The organism is Micromonospora sp. WMMD998 (assembly GCF_029581235.1).
Lineage (GTDB): Bacteria > Actinomycetota > Actinomycetes > Mycobacteriales > Micromonosporaceae > Micromonospora.
In genome coordinates this window covers 3,415,006-3,434,235 of the sequence record NZ_CP120740.1, presented here as the reverse complement: position 1 = coordinate 3,434,235, position 19,230 = coordinate 3,415,006, and the positions used below count along the sequence as shown (strand labels likewise).

17 protein-coding genes are annotated in these 19,230 nt (G+C 74.5%); 10 read left to right on the top strand and 7 right to left on the bottom strand.

Features of this window, described 5'->3' with window-relative positions; genetic code table 11:
• Nucleotides 1-73 precede the first annotated feature (73 nt).
• From ccsA to nrfD, 9 genes are all read left to right on the top strand, one after another.
• Nucleotides 74-844 carry a cytochrome c biogenesis protein CcsA gene (gene ccsA / locus O7619_RS15975; RefSeq protein WP_282281683.1) on the top strand — a complete coding sequence of 257 codons (771 nt, stop codon included), beginning with the start codon at nt 74-76 and terminating at the stop codon, nt 842-844.
• A complete protein-coding gene (locus tag O7619_RS15970; RefSeq protein WP_282281682.1) occupies nt 841-1,248 on the top strand; it encodes a cytochrome c maturation protein CcmE in 408 nt (135 codons plus the stop codon). The genes ccsA and O7619_RS15970 overlap by 4 nt, the downstream gene beginning before the upstream one ends.
• Nucleotides 1,238-3,154, top strand: coding sequence for a cytochrome c-type biogenesis CcmF C-terminal domain-containing protein (locus tag O7619_RS15965; RefSeq protein ID WP_282281681.1), 1,917 nt, complete (start codon nt 1,238-1,240; stop codon nt 3,152-3,154). Before O7619_RS15970 ends, O7619_RS15965 begins: the two co-directional genes overlap by 11 nt.
• Nucleotides 3,151-3,702, top strand: a complete 552-nt coding sequence (locus O7619_RS15960; RefSeq protein ID WP_282281680.1) for a TlpA disulfide reductase family protein — start codon at nt 3,151-3,153, stop codon at nt 3,700-3,702. The genes O7619_RS15965 and O7619_RS15960 overlap by 4 nt, the downstream gene beginning before the upstream one ends.
• Nucleotides 3,699-4,589, top strand: coding sequence for a cytochrome c-type biogenesis protein CcmH (locus O7619_RS15955; RefSeq protein WP_282281679.1), 891 nt, complete (start codon nt 3,699-3,701; stop codon nt 4,587-4,589). Before O7619_RS15960 ends, O7619_RS15955 begins: the two co-directional genes overlap by 4 nt.
• A gap of 122 nt (nt 4,590-4,711) precedes the next feature.
• Nucleotides 4,712-5,020, top strand: coding sequence for a hypothetical protein (locus tag O7619_RS15950; protein ID WP_282281677.1), 309 nt, complete (start codon nt 4,712-4,714; stop codon nt 5,018-5,020).
• A gap of 43 nt (nt 5,021-5,063) precedes the next feature.
• Nucleotides 5,064-8,288: a formate dehydrogenase gene (gene fdh / locus O7619_RS15945; RefSeq protein ID WP_282288847.1), complete on the top strand. Its 3,225-nt coding sequence runs from the start codon at nt 5,064-5,066 to the stop codon at nt 8,286-8,288.
• A gap of 3 nt (nt 8,289-8,291) precedes the next feature.
• Nucleotides 8,292-9,263, top strand: a complete 972-nt coding sequence (locus O7619_RS15940; RefSeq protein WP_282281676.1) for a 4Fe-4S dicluster domain-containing protein — start codon at nt 8,292-8,294, stop codon at nt 9,261-9,263.
• A complete protein-coding gene (gene nrfD / locus O7619_RS15935; RefSeq protein WP_282281675.1) occupies nt 9,260-10,282 on the top strand; it encodes an NrfD/PsrC family molybdoenzyme membrane anchor subunit in 1,023 nt (340 codons plus the stop codon). Before O7619_RS15940 ends, nrfD begins: the two co-directional genes overlap by 4 nt.
• A 126-nt stretch (nt 10,283-10,408) precedes the next feature.
• Here the strand turns inward: nrfD and O7619_RS15930 are convergent, their stop codons facing one another.
• Both O7619_RS15930 and O7619_RS15925 read right to left on the bottom strand, forming a co-directional pair.
• Nucleotides 10,409-10,585 carry a hypothetical protein gene (locus O7619_RS15930; RefSeq protein WP_282281674.1) on the bottom strand — a complete coding sequence of 59 codons (177 nt, stop codon included), beginning with the start codon at nt 10,583-10,585 and terminating at the stop codon, nt 10,409-10,411.
• 56 nt (nt 10,586-10,641) lie between these two features.
• Entirely contained in the window at nt 10,642-12,096 is a 1,455-nt protein-coding gene (locus O7619_RS15925; protein ID WP_282281673.1) for a cation:proton antiporter, read from the bottom strand.
• 99 nt (nt 12,097-12,195) lie between these two features.
• Between O7619_RS15925 and O7619_RS15920 the strand changes: the two genes are divergently transcribed.
• Nucleotides 12,196-13,581: a DUF2254 family protein gene (locus O7619_RS15920; RefSeq protein ID WP_282281672.1), complete on the top strand. Its 1,386-nt coding sequence runs from the start codon at nt 12,196-12,198 to the stop codon at nt 13,579-13,581.
• Nucleotides 13,582-13,596: 15 nt separating this feature from the next.
• On the opposite strand, the gene O7619_RS15915 is transcribed toward O7619_RS15920, so the two are convergent.
• From O7619_RS15915 to O7619_RS15895, 5 genes are read right to left on the bottom strand one after another with little or no spacing between them, the layout of a single operon-like run.
• Nucleotides 13,597-15,009: a proton-conducting transporter membrane subunit gene (locus O7619_RS15915; RefSeq protein ID WP_282281671.1), complete on the bottom strand. Its 1,413-nt coding sequence runs from the start codon at nt 15,007-15,009 to the stop codon at nt 13,597-13,599.
• Complete coding sequence (locus tag O7619_RS15910; RefSeq protein ID WP_282281670.1) at nt 15,006-16,487, bottom strand: NADH-quinone oxidoreductase subunit M; 1,482 nt, start codon at nt 16,485-16,487, stop codon at nt 15,006-15,008. The genes O7619_RS15915 and O7619_RS15910 overlap by 4 nt, the downstream gene beginning before the upstream one ends.
• Before the next feature lie 3 nt (nt 16,488-16,490).
• Entirely contained in the window at nt 16,491-18,410 is a 1,920-nt protein-coding gene (locus O7619_RS15905; protein ID WP_282281669.1) for a proton-conducting transporter membrane subunit, read from the bottom strand.
• Nucleotides 18,407-18,712: an NADH-quinone oxidoreductase subunit NuoK gene (gene nuoK, locus O7619_RS15900; protein WP_282281668.1), complete on the bottom strand. Its 306-nt coding sequence runs from the start codon at nt 18,710-18,712 to the stop codon at nt 18,407-18,409. The genes O7619_RS15905 and nuoK overlap by 4 nt, the downstream gene beginning before the upstream one ends.
• Nucleotides 18,709-19,230: an NADH-quinone oxidoreductase subunit J gene (locus O7619_RS15895; protein WP_282281667.1), complete on the bottom strand. Its 522-nt coding sequence runs from the start codon at nt 19,228-19,230 to the stop codon at nt 18,709-18,711. The genes nuoK and O7619_RS15895 overlap by 4 nt, the downstream gene beginning before the upstream one ends.

Below are 19,230 nucleotides of genomic sequence, written 5' to 3'. Positions count from 1 at the left end.
TGATTGGGGGTTTAAGTCCGTAAAATCCGATAGGTTGGTACCTGGCAGGCAGCCGGCGACCATCGACGGGACGATGATGCGAACCTCCACCGTGGAACTGACCGCGGATTCCCCCCGGGGCGCCGCCGCCCGGCGTACCACCGCCTGGATCGCGGCGGGTCTCGCCGCCGGGGCGGCCCTCGCCGGCGGCCTGCTGGCCCCGACCGACGCCACGCAGGGCCCGGCGCAGCGCCTCATGTACCTGCACGTGCCCGCCGCCTGGGTGGCCTACCTGGCGTTCGCCGTCGTGCTCGCGGCCAGCGTCGCCCACCTGGTGCGCGGCGACGCCCGGTGGGACCGGGTCGCGCTGGCCGCCACCGAGATCGGCGTCGTGCTCACCGCGGTCACGCTCGCCACCGGCTCGCTCTGGGGGCACCTGGTGTGGGGCGCCTGGTGGGCCTGGGATCCGCGGCTGGTCGGCACCGCGTTGCTGTTCCTGGTGTACGCCGCCGCGCTGGCCCTGCGCCGGGCCCTCGCCGAGCGGTCCGGCCGGCCGGCGCACGGCGACGAGCGGGTGACCCGGCCGGTGGCCGTCCTCGGCGCCGGCGGCTTCCTGCTCGTCCCCGTGGTGCACTTCTGCGTGCTCTGGTGGCGCTCGCTGCACCAGCAGGCAACCGTGCTGGCCCCGGAACAGCCGCCGATCGACCCCCGGATGGCGTTGGCACTGCTGCTGGCCGTCGCGGCGGCGACCGTCGCCGCGACCTGGGTGCTGGCCCACCGGCTGGTCCGGCTGCACCGCCAGGCCGACGCCGTCCGCGCCGCCGCCCCGCGACCGCCCGTTCGCCAGCCGGACCTGGTGCCGTGATCCGGCGACCCGCCCGCCTGGTCCTCGTCGCGGTGCTGCTCGCCGGCGGCGGCCTGCTGGTCACCGCCGCGCTGCGGGACACCCTCACCTACTACCGGACGCCGGGCGAGGTGCTGGCCGACCCGGATGCCGCCCGCGACCGGGTCCGCCTCGGCGGTGCGGTGGTGCCCGGATCGGTACGCCGCGACGGCGAGCTGGTGCTGTTCCGGCTCGCCGAATCGGGGCACGAGGTGGCCGTGCGGCAACGCGGCGCGCCACCGGAGACGTTCCGGGACGGCGCGGACGCGGTCGTCGAGGGGCGGCTCGGCGTGGACGGCGTGTTCGACGCCGACCACGTGGTGGTGCGGCACGGCAACGAGTACCGCCCCTCCGCACCCGGTCCGGAGCCGGCCGATGCTCGGTGAGCTGGGCACCGCCGGCCTCGTCGCCGGGTTGCTCACCGCCCCGCTGGCCGCGCTGCTCTGGCTGCGGGTGGCGTTGACCGGCTCCCCCGCCCGGCCGGCCCGGCTCGCGTCGGTCGGCGCGCTGTCCGCCGCGGTCGCGGCCTGCGCGGCGCTGGAGGCGGCGCTGCTGGGCCACGACTTCGGCGTGCGATTCGTGGCCGAGAACGGCGGCCGGCACGTGCCCGGCTACTACACGGTGACCAGTCTGTGGTCGGCGATGGACGGGTCGCTGCTGCTCTGGCTCCTCGTCCTCGGCGGGTATGGCGCCCTGCTGGCCCGCGGGCGGCCGGACCGGCTGCGCGCGTACGCGATGGTGATCGTCAGCGTGGTCACCACGTTCTTCTTCGCGCTGTCCACCTTCGCCGCCAACCCGTTCCGGTCGGTGCAACCGGCCCCGCCCGACGGTCCGGGCCCGAACCCGCTGTTGCAGGAGCACGCGGCGATGGGCGTGCACCCGCCACTGCTCTACGCCGGCTATCTCGGCATGGTGGTGCCGTTCGCGTTGGCGCTGGCCGCCCCGCTGGCCGGGCCGGCCGGCCGGAACTGGCTGCGGGCGGCCCGGCCGTGGGCGCTGGTGGCGTGGACCGCGCTCACCGCCGGCATCGTGCTCGGCGCCTGGTGGTCGTACGCGGTGCTCGGCTGGGGCGGCTACTGGGCCTGGGACCCGGTGGAGAACGCGTCCCTGCTGCCGTGGTTGACCACCACCGCGTTCCTGCACACCAGCCTGGACGGCGGCCGGGGCCGGGAACGGTGGAACAGCGTCCTGGCCTGCGCCGGCTTCCTGCTGGTGCTGCTGGGCACGTTCCTGACCCGCTCCGGCGCGGTGGCCAGCGTGCACGCCTTCACCGAGTCGCCGCTGGGGCCGCTGCTGCTCGGGTTCGTGCTGCTGGCCGTGCTGGCCGCCACGGTGCTCACCGCCCGCCGCCGGCCGGTGCCCGCCCGGGCGGGCGTCAGGGCGTGGTCCCGGCCCACGGCTGTGCTGGTCAACGCCGTCGCGCTGGTCACCGTCGCCGCCGTGGTGCTGATCGGCACGGTGCTGCCGCTGCTGGCCGAGCCGCTCACCGGCGCGTGCGCCTCGGTCGGGCCGGGCTACTACCACCGCACGGCGGTGCCGCTGGCCGTGGTGGTGCTGCTGCTGGCCGGGCTGCCACCGGCGCTGCGGGTGCGCGACCGCGCGGAGGCGCTGCGCCGGCTCGCCCTGCCGGGGGCGGCGGCGCTGGCCACCGTGGCCGGCGTGGGCCTGCTCGGCCGGCCCGGCCCGGCCGCGCTCACCGCGTTCGGCGCGGCGGCGTTCGTGCTCACCGGCCTGGTCACCGCCCGTGGCGACCGAAGCGCGGCGCTCGGGCGTCGCCGGTGGCGGGCCGCCACGCTGGGGCACGCCGGGCTCGCCCTGCTCGCCGTGGGGGTTGCCGCGTCCGCGACGTACGAGCGGGTTGACGAGCGGACGCTGCGCACCGGCGAGACGGTCCGGGTGGGCGACGTGTCCGCGCGGCTGGAGTCGGTGCGGCGGTCCGCCCCCGGCGGGCGGATGACGGTACGCGCCCGGCTGGCCGTCTCGTCGGGCGGACATACCCGCACCGCCGCCCCGGCGCTGCGCTACGACCCGGCGCGGGACATGGCCGTCACCGTCCCGGCGATCGACGCCGGCCCGCGGCGCGACATCTACCTCACCCTGCTCGCCGTGGCCGCCGACGGCACCGGCGCGACCGTACGCCTGGCGGTGAACCCGCTTGTCGGTCTCGTCTGGGCCGGCGGCGCGGTGGGCGTCGCCGGCGGCCTGCTCGGCCTGGCCGACACGTTGCGGGCACGGCGGCGGCGACCACCACGCGACACCGCCGTAGCGGCGAGAGCGGCGGTGCCGGCGTGACCCGCCGAACCTTGCGGTGGGGACGGCTCCGGCCGGTCCCGGCGACGGCCCTGCTGCTCGCCGTCGCCGTCGCCGCCGCGCTCGCGGCGGCCCGGCTGTCCGGCCCGACCGACCCCGGGCCGGGGCCGGCTCCGGCCGCACCGGCGCTGGCCGGCGCCACCCTCGACGGCGGACGGTTCGACCTGGCGGCGCTGCGCGGGCAGGTCGTGCTGGTCAACGTGTTCGCGTCCTGGTGCGGCCCGTGCCGCGACGAACTGCCGCTGGTGGCCGAGACCGGGCGGCAGTGGTCGTCACGCGGTCTGCGGGTGGTCGGGCTGAACCTGCGGGACGGGCCGGACGCGGTGCGGCCCCTGCTGGCGCAGAGCCGGGCGGAGAATCTGACGGTCGTGCCCGACCCGGACGGCGCCCGGTCGGTCGAGTGGGGCGTACGCGGCGTGCCGGAGACCTTCCTCGTGGACCGGGACGGGCGGGTCGTCGCGCACCGGCCCGGGGTGGTCACCCGGCAGTGGCTCGACGACCACCTGTCCGCCCTGCTGGCCGTGCCGTGATCCGGCGGCTGGCGGTGGGGCTGGCGGCGGTGGCGCTGGTCGCGGCGGCGGCGGCCGGGCTGATCCGGTCGGCGACGCCCGCCGGCCGGGCCGATCCCGTCGCGGCGGTCGCCGCCGGGCTGCGCTGCCCCGCCTGCCAGGGCGAGTCGGTGGCCGACTCCCGCTCCCCCATCGCCGCCTCGATGCGGCAGGTGATCGCCGACCAGAGCGCGCAGGGTCGCAGCCCGGCCGAGATCCGCCGGTGGTTCGTCGCGCGCTACGGCGAGGAGGTGCTGGCCGAGCCGCCCGCCCGGGGGCCGGGACTGCTGCTGTGGCTGGTGCCGGTGCTGGCGCTGCTCGGCACGGGCATCGCCGCCGCGCGGACGCTGCGGGCCCGGCCCCGGGCCGGGCCCGCGCCCGGACGCCGGAGGCGGTCGCGCCGGCCGGTCTGGTGGCTCACCGCCGGCGGCCTGGTCGCCCTGGTGGCGACCGTGGCCGTGGCCGCCGACCGGCTCGCCCCACCGGTGGTGACCCCCCGCGCCGACCCGACGACGGTCGCGTTGCGGCTGGCGCAGGACCTGGAGGGCCAGCAGCGCTACGACGCCGCCGCGCAGATGTACCGGGAGGCGCTGCGGGAGCGGCCCGACGACGCCGTCCGGCTGCGCCTGGCCTTCGCGCTGCTGCGGGCGGCGGACGCGGCCGGCGCCGAGCGGACGGCCCGCGACGTCCTCGACCACGCGCCCGGGTCGCCGGACGGGCTGCTGGTGCTGGGCCTGGCGCAGCGCGCCACCCACCCGGACGAGGCGCCGGCCACCCTGCGCCGGTTCCTGGCGGTCGCGCCGACGCACCCCGCCGCCGCGGAGATCCGCCGCCTGCTGGACAGCGGCCGGAAGGTCGGAACCGGCTGAGCGACCACGATGCACCGGGCACGCGGTCCCCCGCTCGCGCGGGCGGCTCGATCAGATCCACCATTCCGGCCGGCCGAGGATGACCGATATGACAGGGTCAGGACGGTGAGGAGGCGGTCATCGTGCCCGACAAGCGCCAGATCCTGGAACTGCTGGACCAGGGACGCGACTACCACGAGATCTCCCGCCTGCTCGGCATCCCGCCGGGGCAGGCCTACCTGATCGCCACCGGCGTGCCGGCGGACAACGGGGACGCGGTGACCCGGTCGCGGCGCGAGCGGGCGGGCGTCCTGCCGTCCCGGACGCAGCGCCTGGTCAACGACCGCGAGGTCAACCCCACCTCGTCGCCGCGGGTGCACGCGTGGATACGTCGCCGGGCCGCCGACGACGCGCAGATGCAGCGGGCCGCGCGCGCGAGCGGGCAGGGCTGACACCGAACGAGGCGGAGGGGACGGGCCGGTGGGGAACTTCTCGATGCGGGCGTGGCCGGTGTGGCGACAGCTCACCGGCGCCGACCGGTACGGCCGGGGCGCAGCCGCCAGGTCCTCCCGCAGCGAACGGCTCGATCCGCGTACGGCGGGCGCGGACCGTGTCGTCAAGTCGGTCTGCCCCTACTGCGCGGTGGGCTGCGCGCAGAACGTGTACGTCCGCGACGAGCGGGTGGTGCAGATCGAGGGTGACCCGGACTCCCCGGTCAGCCGTGGCCGGCTGTGCCCGAAAGGCGCCGCGTCCCTGCAACTGACCACCGACTCCGGCCGCCTGCGGACCGTGCTGCACCGTCCGCCGCACGCGCGGGACTGGCAGGAACTCGACCTGGGGACGGCGATGGACATGATCGCCGACCGGGTGATCGAGACCCGGCGGCGGACCTGGCGCAGCGAGGAGGACGGCAAACGGGTGGCGCGCACCATGGGGATCGCCAGTCTCGGCGGGGCCACCCTGGACAACGAGGAGAACTACCTCATCAAGAAGTTGTTCACCGCGCTGGGCATGATCCAGATCGAGAACCAGGCCCGGGTCTGCCACAGTTCCACGGTCATCGGCCTCGGCACGTCGTTCGGCCGTGGCGGCGCCACCACCTTCATGCAGGACGCCCAGCACGCCGACTGCATCATCATCGAGGGCTCCAACTACGCCGAGGCGCACCCGGTCGGGTTCCAATGGATCATGAAGGCCAAGGCCCGCGGCGCGGTGGTCATCCACGTCGACCCACGGTTCACCCGCACCAGCGCGCTCGCCGACCTGCACGTGCCGATCCGGGCCGGCACCGACGTGGCGTTCCTCGGCGGGATCATCAACCACGTCCTGGCCGAGGAGAAGGACTTCCGGGAGTACGTGCTGGCGTACACGAACGCGGCGACGATCATCAACGAGGACTTCCGGGACACCGAGGACCTGGACGGGCTGTTCTCCGGCTTCGACCCGGAACAACACGTCTACGCCGAGCAGAGCTGGCAGTACGAGGGCGTCGAGGTCGTCTCCTCCTCCGGCAAGCGGGACACCGAGTACGAGCAGCGCACCTCGGGCGCGTCCAGCGGCCGGGGCGAGAAACACGGCGCCGGCGGGGCCGCGCTCAACGGGAAGTCCGTCCAGGACCCGACCCTGCGCCATCCGCGATGCGTCTACCAGATCCTCAAGCGGCACTACGCGCGCTACACCCCGGAGATGGTGGAGCGGATCTGCGGGATCCCGCCCGAGGTCTTCGCGCAGGTGTGCCGCCACCTGGTGGACAACTCCGGCCCGGAACGGACCAGCGAGTTCATCTACGCGGTCGGCTGGACCCAGCACTCGGACGGCTCACAGTTCATCCGGGCCGCCAGCATCCTACAGATGCTGCTGGGCAACATGGGCCGTCCGGGCGGCGGCATCCAGGCGCTGCGCGGACACGCCAGCATCCAGGGCTCGACCGACATCCCGACGCTGTTCAACCTGCTGCCCGGATACATCCCGATGCCCCACGCCCACGCGAGCGAGACGCTCGACGACTTCGTCGCCGCCGACGCGGCACGAAAAGGCTACTGGGCCAACATGAAGGCGTACACGGTCAGCCTGTTGAAGGCCTGGTGGGGGCCGGTGGCCACACCGGAGAACGACTTCTGCTTCGCCTACCTGCCCCGGATCACCGGCAGCCACTGCACGTACGACACCGTCATGGAACAGCTCGCCGGCACCTGCAAGGGCTACTTCCTGCTCGGGGAGAACCCGGCGGTCGGCTCGGCCAACGCCAAGATGCAGCGGCTCGGCATGGCGAACCTCGACTGGCTGGTGGTCCGCGACTTCAACCTGATCGAGAGCGCGACCTGGTGGAAGGACGGTCCGGAGATCGAATCCGGCGAGCTGCGCACCGAGGACATCGGCACCGAGGTGTTCTTCCTGCCCGCCGCCGCGCACACCGAGAAGTCCGGCAGCTTCACCAACACCAACCGGATGCTCCAGTGGCACCACCAGGCGGTGGAACCCGAGGACGACCGGCGCAGCGAACTGTGGTTCATGTATCACCTCGGTCGGATCATCCGGCGCAAGCTCGCCGGCTCCACCGCCGAGATGGACCGACCGATCCTCGACCTCACCTGGGACTACCCGACCGAGGGCAGGGTGGCCGAGCCTTCGGCCGAGGCGGTGCTCGCGGAGATCAACGGCTGGGACGCCGACGGTAACCCGCTGCCCGCGTACACGAAGCTCAAGGACGACGGGTCGACCGCCTGCGGATGCTGGATCTACTGCGGCGTCTACCGCGACGGCGTCAACCAGGCGGCCCGACGCAAGCCCGCCGAGGAGCAGAACTGGATCGCCCAGGAGTGGGCCTGGGCCTGGCCGGACAATCGCCGCCTGCTCTACAACCGCGCCTCCGCCCGCCCGGACGGCCGGCCGTGGAGCGAGCGCAAGAAGCTGGTCTGGTGGGACGAGGAGGCCGGCCGGTGGACCGGCTACGACGTGCCCGACTTCGAACCCACCAAACGGCCCGACTACCAGCCGCCGGAGGGGGCGACGGGCGTCGCGGCGCTCAAGGGCACCGACGCCTTCATCATGCAGGCCGACGGGCTGGGCTGGCTCTACGTGCCGGCGGGCATCGCCGACGGTCCGCTGCCCACCCACTACGAGCCGCAGGACTCACCTGTCGACAACCCGCTCTACGGCCAGCAACGCAACCCGGCCCGGCTGCTGTATCCGCACGAACACAACCGCTACCAGCCCAGCGGCCGGCAGGTCGGCGCCGACGTGTACCCGTACGTGGTCACCACCTACCGGCTCACCGAACACTTCACCGCCGGCGGCATGAGCCGGCACACCCCGTACCTGGCCGAGCTGCAACCGGAGTTCTTCTGCGAGATCTCACCGGAGCTGGCCGTGGAGCGCGAACTGGAGCACGGCGGGTGGGCCACCATCGTCACCGCGCGCAACGCCATCGAGGCCCGGGTGCTGGTGACCGAGCGGATGGCGCCGCTGCGGGTGGACGGGCGGGTCATCCACCAGATCGGCCTGCCCTTCCACTGGGGACCCAACGGCTACAGCCGTGGCGACGCGGCCAACGAGCTGTCGTCCATCTCGTTGGACCCCAACTCGCACATCCAGGAGGTCAAGGCGTTCTCCGCCGACATCCGGCCGGGACGGCGACCACGCGGTCCGGGCCGGATCGCGCTGGTCCGGGACTACCAGGTCCGCGCCGGCATCACCGAGCTGACCGGAACGGAGGCGTAGGCGATGGACTTCGACCTGCGGGAGGCGGTGCGGCACGGCCTCGACCCGGCGACCGCGAGCGGATACGACGACCACGCGCCCCGGATGGGCTTCTTCACCGACACCAGCGTCTGCATCGGGTGCAAGGCCTGCGAGGTGGCGTGCAAGGAGTGGAACGCCGTCCCCGAGGACGGGCTCACCTTCACCGGCATGTCGTACGACAACACGGTCGGCCTCGGCGCGGACACCTGGCGACACGTCGCGTTCGTCGAGCAGCCCCGGCGGCTGGGCCGGCAGGAGACGAACCTCGCCGACGCCGAGCTGGCCCCGGCGGTCACCGCCGCGGCGGCGACCCGGACACCCGTCTCGCTCGGCATGCCGGCGTCGGGTCCGCCGGACGGCGCGGTGGGCGCGGTACGGAACATGGACTTCCGCTGGCTGATGATGTCCGACGTCTGCAAGCACTGCACGCACGCCGCCTGTCTCGACGTCTGCCCCACCGGGTCGCTGTTCCGCACCGAGTTCGGCACCGTCGTGGTGCAGGAGGACATCTGCAACGGCTGCGGCTACTGCGTCCCCGCCTGCCCGTACGGCGTCATCGACCAGCGCCCGGACGACGGCCGGGTGTGGAAGTGCACGCTCTGCTACGACCGGTTGTCGGTCGGCCAGGAGCCGGCCTGCGCGAAGAGCTGCCCGACCGACTCCATCCAGTTCGGCGAGTTGGACGAGCTGCGCGAGCGGGCCGAGCAGCGGGTCCGGCAGTTGCACGACCGGGGTGTCACCGACGCCCGCCTCTACGGTCACGACCCGGCCGACGGCGTCGGCGGTGACGGGGCGTTCTTCCTGCTGCTCGACGAACCGGAGGTCTACGGTCTGCCGCCGGACCCGGTGGTCACCACCCGTGACCTGCCGGCCATGTGGCGACGTGTCGCGGTGGCAGCCGCCGGGCTGCTCTGCGGGCTCGTCGCCGTCACGATCACCGGAGGACGCAGGTGAACCGGACCGACGTACGACTCGACGGCGACCCGGAGCTGCCCGCCGAGCGGGAGGCCGTGGTCGGCGCGTCCGGGCGCGGACAGCGCCGGCAGCGCGGCGAGCGGCTGATGGTGCCGAAGGCGGACTTCCGCTCGTACTACGGGCTGCCGGTGCTCAACGAACCGACCTGGGAGGCTCCGGACATCGCCGGCTACCTGTTCCTCGGCGGGCTGGCCGGCGCGTCGTCCACGCTGGCCGCCGCTGCCGAGCTGACCGGTCGCCCCCGGCTCGCCGCCGGGCTCAAGGTCGGCGCGGCCGGCGCCCTCGGCGGCTCCCTGTACTCGCTGATCCACGACCTGGGGCGGCCGGAGCGATTCATCAACATGCTGCGGATCTGCAAACCCACCTCCCCGATGAGCATCGGATCCTGGCTGCTCGCCGGCTACGGCCCCCTCGCCGGGGTGTCCGCCGCCAGCCAGGTGACCGGCCGGCTGCCCCGGCTCGGTCGACTCGGCACGGCCGGCGCCGCCCTACTCGGCCCGGCGGTCGCCGCCTACACGGCCGCGCTGATCGCGAACACTGCCGTGCCCAGCTGGCACGAGGCGTACCGGGAACTGCCCGCCGTGTTCGTCGGCTCCGCCGCCGCCTCCGCCGGCGGCCTCGGCCTGCTCACGTCACCGACCGCCGAGGCGGGCCCGGCGCGGCGGGCCGCCGTGCTCGGCGCCGCCGTCGAACTGGCCGCCACCAGGCGGATGGAACGCCGGCTCGGTCTGCTCGCCGAACCGATGCGCACCGGGGCCGGCGGCCGGCTGTTGCGCCTCGGCCGGGCGTTCAGCCTCGCCGGAACGGTGCTCGCGCTCACCGGACGGCGCAGTCGCCTGGCCGGCGCCGCGGGTGGCGCCGCGCTCGTGGCCGGCGCCATCTGCACCCGGTTCGGCATCTTCACCGCCGGCGTCGACTCATCCCGTGACCCGAAGTACACGGTGCTGCCGCAGCGTGAACGGCTGGCGGAGCGCACCGGGAAGGTGGCCGCCTCGTGAAACGGGTGCTCCCCTATCTGCCGTTCGCCGGCATCGTCCTGACGAGTTGCCTGGCCGCCGTGCTGGCGGTGCGGCAGCAGGCGGGCCGGGCGACGCGGCGCCGGTGACCGCGAGCGGGCGCGGTCGTCAGTGCCGGGCCCGGGCCACCAGGTAACCGAGGAACAGGCCGCCACCGAGCAGGACCATCGCCCGCGGTGTCACCGCCGCCCGCAGTTTGCCGAGGCCCGCCTTCGGGTCCACGACGCTGCCGGCCACGTCTCCGGCCGTGCCCACCACCACGTCGCCGAGCTTGCCGAGATTCATCCGACCCACCACCTTCCGGAAGCTGCCGCCTACCCGGCGGACCACCGTCGAAACGGCTACCCGCCGGGACGGGTGAAGACCCGCTCCGCGGCGGGCTGCTCACCGCCGGCCACCAGCACCTCGTCGCCGGCCCGCAGCACCGTCGCCCGCCCGAGCCGGACCTGCTCGCCGTCGCGGCTGATCAGGCTCACCCACACCCCCTCGTCCCGGCTCAGCTCGAACAGCGGCCGGCCGTCGGCCGGGGCGCCGGAGGCGACCGTGTAGTGGCGCAGCCCGACCGGTTCGCCCTGCACCCGGATGCCGACGGCCCACGGTTGCAGCGGCGTGCTGCGCATCGGCACCTGGCACCAGCGGGCCATGAGCGGGACCAGCCCGCCCTGCACCACGATCGAGAACGCGACCACGGCGAAGACGATGTCGAACAGCCGTAGGTCCTGCTCCAGGTCGGCGGTGAGGATGAACGTGCCCAGCAGGATCGGCACCGCGCCCTTGAGCCCGGACCAGACCACGAAGATCCGCTCACCCCAGCGCAGCCGGACCGTGGTGAGCAGGCCACCGACCACGATCGGCCGGATCACGAAGGTGAGCAGCACGGCCAGCACCAGGCCGGTGAGCCAGGCCCGTTCGGTCACCATGCTGCGCAACGACACGATCAGGCCGAGCAGGCCGAAGGCCAGGATCTCGCCGAGGCTGGCCAACGCGCCGTGGAAGCGCTGGATCTCCCGTTTGAACGGCGCGTGGGCGTCGCCGACGACGATGCCGGCGAGGAACACCGCGAGGAAGCCGGAGCCCCGGGCCAGCGTCGCCACGCCGTAGATCGACACCGCGGCGAACAGCACCTGGAGCGGGTAGAGACTCTCGTCCGGCAGCGACACCCGGCGCATCAACTGCAGGATGAACCACCCGCCGGCCAGCCCGATCAGCGAACCGAGCACCAGTTGCAGCGCGAACTCGCCCGCACCGGAGGCGACCGCCGACCACCCGCCGGCGGTCCCGGCGGCCAGCAGGCTCACCATCAACGCGATCCCGACCGGGTCGTTCGCGCCCGACTCGCCCTCCAGGATGGTGCCGCTGCGCCCCACCACGGTCCGCCGTCCGAGCACCGAGAACACGGCCGCCGGGTCGGTCGGGGACAGCGCCGTGCCGACCAGCAGCGCGGCGAGCCAGTCGAAGCCGAACACCCACCGCAGTACCAGGGCCAGCGCGCCGGCGGTCAGCAGCGTCCCGGCCACGCCCACCAGCGCCACCGGGCCGAGCGACGGCCGCAGCCGCCGCCAGCCCATGCTCATCCCGCCGCTGAACAGCACCAGCACCAGCGCGATCTCGACCAGGTGCCGGACCGCGTACAGGGACAACTCGTTCAGCGTGGGGAACAGGTCGGAGACGATCGCGGCGGCGAACAGGAACAGCGCCGGCGCGGGCAGCCGCAGCCGGTCGGCGAGCCGGTTGGACAGCACCGCGAGGACCGCCACCGCGCCCAGCGCGGCGACGTAGATCGCGAACTCCGTCACCGCCACCCCGTTCCTGGTCCGGTTCGCCCCGGCGGGCACCCGTCGGCTACCGCTACCCGCTCCGGTCCCGGTTAACCGGGACCGGCGTTCCACGACGAGGTGACCGCAACCGTCGCCGTCGGCTGCCACCATGGATCCGTCGACGACGAAGGGTCGGTGATGATCGGCGCGCACCCGCGGACGGCGGAGTCCGGTGGCACGGGCGGGCGGACCCGTCAGCGCCTCGTCCGCGGCCTGCGGGAGTTCGCTGCCGTGCCGTTGCTCGTCGTGGCCGGGTTCCTGCTGCTGTCCGTGGCGTCCATCGTCGCCGACCAGACGCACACCCCCGGCGTGGACCGGTTCCGCGCGCTGATCGGTCAGGTGATCGGGCGTGACTCGGCCACCACGGCGTTGCAGGCGGTGGCGACCGGCCTGGTCACCGTCACCTCGATCACCTTCTCGGTGCTGCTGCTCGCCGTCCAGCAGACCGCCGCCAGCCTGTCCCCGGTGGTTTTCGACCAGTTCGTCCGTCGGCGGAGCAATCAGGCGTTGCTCGGCTTCTTCGTCGGTCTCACCCTGTACGCCTACGTGGTGGTCACGGCGGTGCCGGACGACACCGCCCCGATCATCGGCGCGGCGCTGGCCACCGGGCTGACCGTGTGCGCCCTGATCGGCCTGCTGGCGCTGGTCTACACGACCATCGACCAGATGCGTCCGGTCAACGTGCTGCGGCAGATCCGGGAGCGGACGCTGCTGGCCCGTCGTCGCGAGTTGCCCCTGCTCGTGCGTACCCGGCGGGCCGGGACCTCGCCGCACCCGGTGGTCGCCACCTACCGAAGCCCGGTCACCGGCTTCGTCACCCGCATCGACCTCGACCGGCTGGAACGGGCGCTGCGCCAGGTGCCCCGGGCGGAGATCATGTTGCACGTCACGCTCGGTGGCCATCTGGCCTTCGGTGACGTGGTGGCGACCGTCCACGACGACGACCGCGACGACGCCGAACGTGTCGCCCACGAGGTGCGGTCCGCGGTCGTCGTCGGCGCCACCCCCGACCTGGACGGCGACGCCACCACCGGCATCGACCAACTGGCCAACATCGCCTGGACGAGCGGGTCGACGGCGAAGCACAACCCGGAAACGGCCCGGCAGGCGATCCACGCGCTGCAGGACGTCGCTGCCCGCTGGCTCGCGGACGGCACGCCGTCGACGGACGGCCCGACCCTGGCCGTGATCTACCCGGACGGCGACCTGGACCGGGTGCTGGACGTGTTCTACTCGCTGTTGGTCGTGTCGCACGAGTCCCAGCAGCACATGACCGCCGTGCGGGTGCTCGACGCGTACGGCAGCCTGCTCGGCCAGGCCGACGGCCGACTGCGCGGGCGGGTGCGCGCCGACCTGGCCACCGCCGCCCCGCTGCTGAACCGCATTCCGGCCTCGCCCGCCCTGCGACGCGCCCGCCACCGCCTGGCGGTCGCACTGGACCAGGACGGGCCGGACGCGGGATGACGCGGCCCGCCGCCGTCATCGTCGCAGCGTCTGCTCGACCAGGCCGGCCAGCGGAAGGGCGCCGGCCGCGCCGAGAAGCGCCGCCACCGCGGCCACCACCGCCACCACCCGCGGTCCCACCGGCGAAGCGGGCCGCAGCGGGCGCGCACCGGAGGGCAGCGACAGGGCCGGGACCAGCCAGCGCAGGTAGTAGAAGAGGCTGGCCACGGTGTTGACCGCGGCGACCACCACCAGCCAGGCCAGCCCGCCGTCCCACGCGGCGGTGAACACGGTCAGCTTGCCGGCGAAGACCGCCGTCGGTGGCGTGCCGACGAGCCCCAGCAGGCAGATCGCCAGCGCCCCGGCGAGCCAGGGCCGGCGGCGGGCCAGCCCGCGGTAGCCGTCGAGGGTGTCGTGCGGCTCGGCGGCCAGCACCGCGAACGCGCCCAGGTTCGTCACCGCGTACCCGGCGAGGTAGACCAGCAGGGCGGGCAGCGCGCGCTCGGCGCGGCCGGCGACCGCGACGGCCATCAGCAGGTAGCCCACCTGCGCCACGGTGGAGTACGCGAGCAGCCGGCGCGGGTCGGCCTGGCCGAACGCGGCGAAGTTGCCGAGCGTCATGGTGACGGCGGCGAGCACCGCGACCAGCAGCGGCCAGTCCACCACGTCGGCGGGGACCGCGACGGCGAACAGCCGGTACGCCGCGAGCAGGCCGCCGAGCTTCGGCACGGTGGTCAGCAGCGCGCCGGCCGGGATCGAGGCGCCCTGCACCGCGTCGGGCACCCAGAAGTGGCCCGGCACCGCGCCGATCTTGAACAGCAGGCCGGCGAGCACCCCGACCACCCCGACCGCGACGGCGGCGGACGGCGCCCCGACCAGGCCGGCGGCCAGCCGGTCGTAGTCGCTCGCCCCGCCGCCGAGCGCGGTCAGCAGCGCCGCGCCGGCCAGCAGGCCCACCCCGGCCAGCGCGCCGACCAGATAGACCTTGAGCGCCGCCTCGGCGCCGCGCCGGTCCCGCCCCCAGCCGGCCAGCCCGGCCAGCGGCACCGACGACAACAGGTACGCCACGGCCAGCAGCAGCAGGTCCGACGCGCCGGCGAGCAGCACCGCGCCGAGCACGGCGAGCAGCGTCAGCACGTAGAACTCGGTCTCCCGCCGGTTGCCGGCGACCCGGCCGGCGGCGATCCCGACCACCAGCAGCCCGGCCAGCGGAATCAGCAGCCGGGCGGCGGTGGTGCCCGCGTCGAGGGCGTAGCTGTGCGCGTACACCGTGGCGCGCTCGCCCACGGCGGGCAGGGTGGCGACCACGGCCGCGAGCAACGCCCCGGCGGCGACCAGCCGGGCCACCCACTGCCGGTCCCGGGGCAGGAACGCGCCGGTGAGCAGCGTGGTGACCGCGCCGACCAGCAGGAGCAGCTCCGGCAGCAGGGCGAGTGGACGCTCGTTCACCGGGCCACCAGGTCGGTGACCGCCCGGGCGGCGGGTTCCACCACGTCCAGCAGCAGCCGGGGGAACACGCCGAGGAGCAGGGAGAGCGCGAGCAGCGGCAGCACCGCGGCGGTCTCGGCGGCGGTCACGTCGGCGGTGGCGGACAGGCGGTGCCGGGTCGGGCCGAGGAACACCCGGTGCAGGGCCCACAGGAACAGGGCGGCGGTGACGAGGATGCCGGGCAGCGCGAACGCCACCGCCACCGGCGCGGAGCCCAGACTGCCGGCGAAGATCTGGAACTCGGCGATGAACCCGGAGAAGCCGGGCAGGCCGAGGCTGGCGAACGCCGCCACCGCGGTCAGCGCGGCGAACCGGGGCGTGTCCCCGGCCAGCCCGCCGTAGGCGTCCATCCGGTAGGTGCCGCCCCGGTGGTGGAGGACGCCGGCGAGCAGGAACAACGCCGACGTGATGAGCCCGTGGCTGACCATCTGGGTGACCGCGCCGGTCACCGCCACCGCGCGGGCCTGCGCGTCCGAGCCGGCGACCAGCCCGGCCGCGCCGACCGCCAGCACCACGTAGCCCATGTGGTTGACCGACGTGTACGCGACCATCCGCTTGAAGTTGCTCTGGGCGAGCGCCACCAGCGCCCCGTAGAGCACGCTCACCACACCGACCACGACGACCGCCCAGGCGTAACGTCGCCAGGCGTCGGGCAGCATCGGCATGGCGATCCGGACGAAGCCGTAGGTGCCCATCTTGAGCAGAATCCCGGCCAGCACGGCCGAACCGGCGGCCGGGGCGTCGGTGTGCGCCGGCGGCAGCCAGGTGTGGAACGGGAACGTCGGCGTCTTGATCGCCAGCCCGAGCAGGACCGCGAGCAGCACCAGCGCGCCGGCCACGCCCTGCGTCGGCGGGTCACGGGTCAACGCCACCATGTCGAAGGTGTGCGGCGCGGCGGCGACGTAGAGGCCGATGAAGCCCAGCAGCAGCGCCAGCGAGCCGAGGAACGTGTAGAGGAAGAACGTCAACGCCGAGCGGCGGGCCTGCGGGCCGTGCCCCCAGCCGGCGATCACCGCGTACATGCCCACGATGGACAGGTCGAAGAAGACGAAGAACAGGATCAGGTCGAGCGCGACGAACAGCCCGAGGCAGGTGGTCTGCAGGGCGAGGAAGAGCGCGGCGAACTGTCGCGGCCGGGACTGGCGGCGCAGCGAGTACACCGCGCAGGCGGCGAAGACGACTGTGGTGAGCGCCAGCAGCGGCAGCGACAGCCCGTCCACCCCGACGTGGTAGCCGGCCCCGGCGCCCGGGATCCACGGCCGGTCCACCTCGTACCCGAAGCCCTCCCCCGGGTACGCCCACCACACCCCCAGCACCGCCGCGACCTCGACGACGGTGACCGCGATCCAGAGCCACGACACCGCCCGCGCCGGCAGGCCACGCCAGAGCAGCAGGACCACGGCAACGGCCAGCGGCGTGAAAACGATCAGGGACAGCACGGGTCACCTCGCCAGCAGCAGGATCAGCACGGCGGCGCCCAGCACGAGCACCACCTGGACGTAGTACTGGTGGACCAGACCGGTCTGCGGCCGGCGGGCCAACACGCCGAGCCGGCGGGCGGCCCGGGCGAGCCGGCGCACCAGGGCGTCCACCCCGTGGTCGTCCACCCGGGCCAGAGCGTCCGCGGCCCGCCGGGTCAGGGCCGGCACGGCGGCGACCCCACGGTCGAGCCCCGCGTCGTCGAACCGGGCCAGCCCCCGGGCGACGCCGCGAACCGCGCCCGGCACGGCGTGCACGGCCCGGTCGAGCACGCGGTCGTCGAACCGGGCCAGCCCCCGGGCCAGGGCGAGGGTCGGCCGGACCACCAGCAGCCGGGCGGCCCGGTCGAGCCCCAGCCAGGCCCGCGCCCAGCCCGGGGCCGGCAGCCGGCCCGGGACGGCGACCGCAAGCGTCACACCGGCGACCGCCAGCAGGCCGGACAGGGTCAGTTCGGCGACCCGGGTCGGCGGCGCCGGACCGGCCCCGACGGCACCGGCCACCGCCCGGGACAGCGGCGGCAGCGCCAGCACGCCGAGCACCGCCGCGCCGACCGCCAGCGGCACCAGCGGGCCCCACTGCCCGGCGGCCACCTCGCGGGTGCCGGCACGCTCGGTGTCGTAGCCGGTCTCGACGCCGGGCGGCACCGGGCGCAGGACCACCGCGAGCGCCCGGCCGGCGTAGAGGGCCGCGAGCAGCGCGCCGGCCAGGCCGACCAGGTACAGCGCCGGGGACCGCTCGCGGGCGCCGGCGAGCACCTCGTCCTTGGTGGCCCACAGCGCCAGCGGCGGCACCCCGGCCAGCGCCAGGGCGCCCACCGCAAAGACGGCCCCCACCAGCGGGTGACGCCGGCCCGCGCCGCGCAGCGCGGACAGCCGGCGGGTGCCGAGCGCGGTCAGCCACGCCCCGGCGGCGAGGAACAGCAACGCCTTGGTGGCCGCGTGCCCGATCAGGTGCGCGACCGCACCGGCCGGGGCGACGGCGGCGCCCAGCACCACGTACCCGAGCTGGGCGCTGGTGGACGCGGCAAGCAGTTGCTTCAGGTCGGTCTGGGCCAGCGCCACCACGCCGAGCGCCAGGGCTGTCAACGCGCCACCCCAGGCGGCCACGTCCACCGCCCAGCCGGTCGCGACGAGCAGCGGGTGCGCGCGGACGAGCAGGTAGCCGCCCATCGCCACCATGGCGGCGGAGTGCAGAAGCGCGCTGACCGGGCTCGGGCCGAGCATGGCCCGGGACAGCCAGAACGAGAACGGAAGTTGGGCCGCCTTGCCGAAGCCGGCGGCCAGCACCCCGGCGGCGGCCAGGTCCCGCCAGCCGGGTGGCAGGCCGGCGAGCCCGGTCAGGTCGAGCGTGCCGCCGGCCAGTCCGGCCCCGGCGGCCAGGTAGAGCCCGAGGTCGCCGGCGCGGGTGGTGAGGAACGCGGTGCCGCCCGCGGCGACGGCGTCGTCGCGCCGCCAGTGGTACGCGATCAGCGCGTACGACATCGCGCCCATGATCTCCCAGCCGAGCAGCAGCACGGGCAGCGTCGTCGCGGTGGCGGTGAGCAGGACCGCGGCGAGGAAGACGAGCATCAGCCCGTGGAACCGGGACCGGTCGGACCGGATCTCGACGGCGGCGTACGCCAGCACCAGCAGCGCCACCGCAGCCACCGCCGGTACGACGAGCGCGGCGGGCCCGTCGGCCGTCAGGCCCCACCGGGCGCCGGCCAGGAACGGCGCGTCGACCGACGGCCGGGTCAGCGCCACCGTCCCGGCCAGTGCGGTGACCAGCGCGGCCACGCCCAGCGCCAGCGCCGGCGCGACCCGGTCGGCCCGCCGCCCGGCCAGCAGCAGCATCCCCCCGGCGACGGCCGGGAGGACGACCAGGGCCCACAACGCGGCGCTCATCCCCGCAGCTCCCCCGCCATGTCGGTCATGTCCGCGTCGCTCGACCGGAACAGCAGGGTCACCACGGCGAAGCCCATCGCCATCTCCACGGTCATCGCGGCGATCACCACCAGCACGAGCACCTGCCCGTCCGGCTGCTGCGGGGCCAGGAACCACCAGAGCGCGGCGGCGGCCACGATCACCCCGTTGATCATGAGTTCGAGGCCCATCATCACCATCACGACCGCCTGCTGGCTCAGCGCGCCGTACAGGCCGACGCTGAACAGCGCGGAGGCGAGCAGCAGGAACATCGGCAGCGTCACGGGCGCTCCGCGGGGTCCGCGCGGTCGTAACGACCCCGGGCGGTGGCGAGCACCAGCGCGGCGACCATGGTGGCGAACAGCACCGCCGAGACGGCCATCATGACAAGCATCTTCGACCCCATGATCGCCTCGCCCAGGGCCCGGGTCGGGTCGGCGGGTGGCTCGCCGCGGCGGGTGGGCCACGGCACGAGCACCGAGCCGGCCGCCAGCACGACGAAGACGCCCACCGAGACCGCCAGCGCGCCACGGCGGTTGTGCAGCATCGACATCGGCATGAGACCGGCCGGGTTCATCATGAACATCACCATGAAGACCGCCATGATCGCCATCTCCATGACCATCATCAGGACGGTCACCACGCCCAGATAGCCCAGGTCGAGCAGGAGCAGCTCGCCACCGACCGCGACGAACGACAGCGCCAGCGCGAACGTCGCCCGGGCCATCGAGTCCACCGTGAACACCGCGACACCGGACGCCACGGCGACAAGCGCCAGCACGACGAAGGCGACAACTGCCAC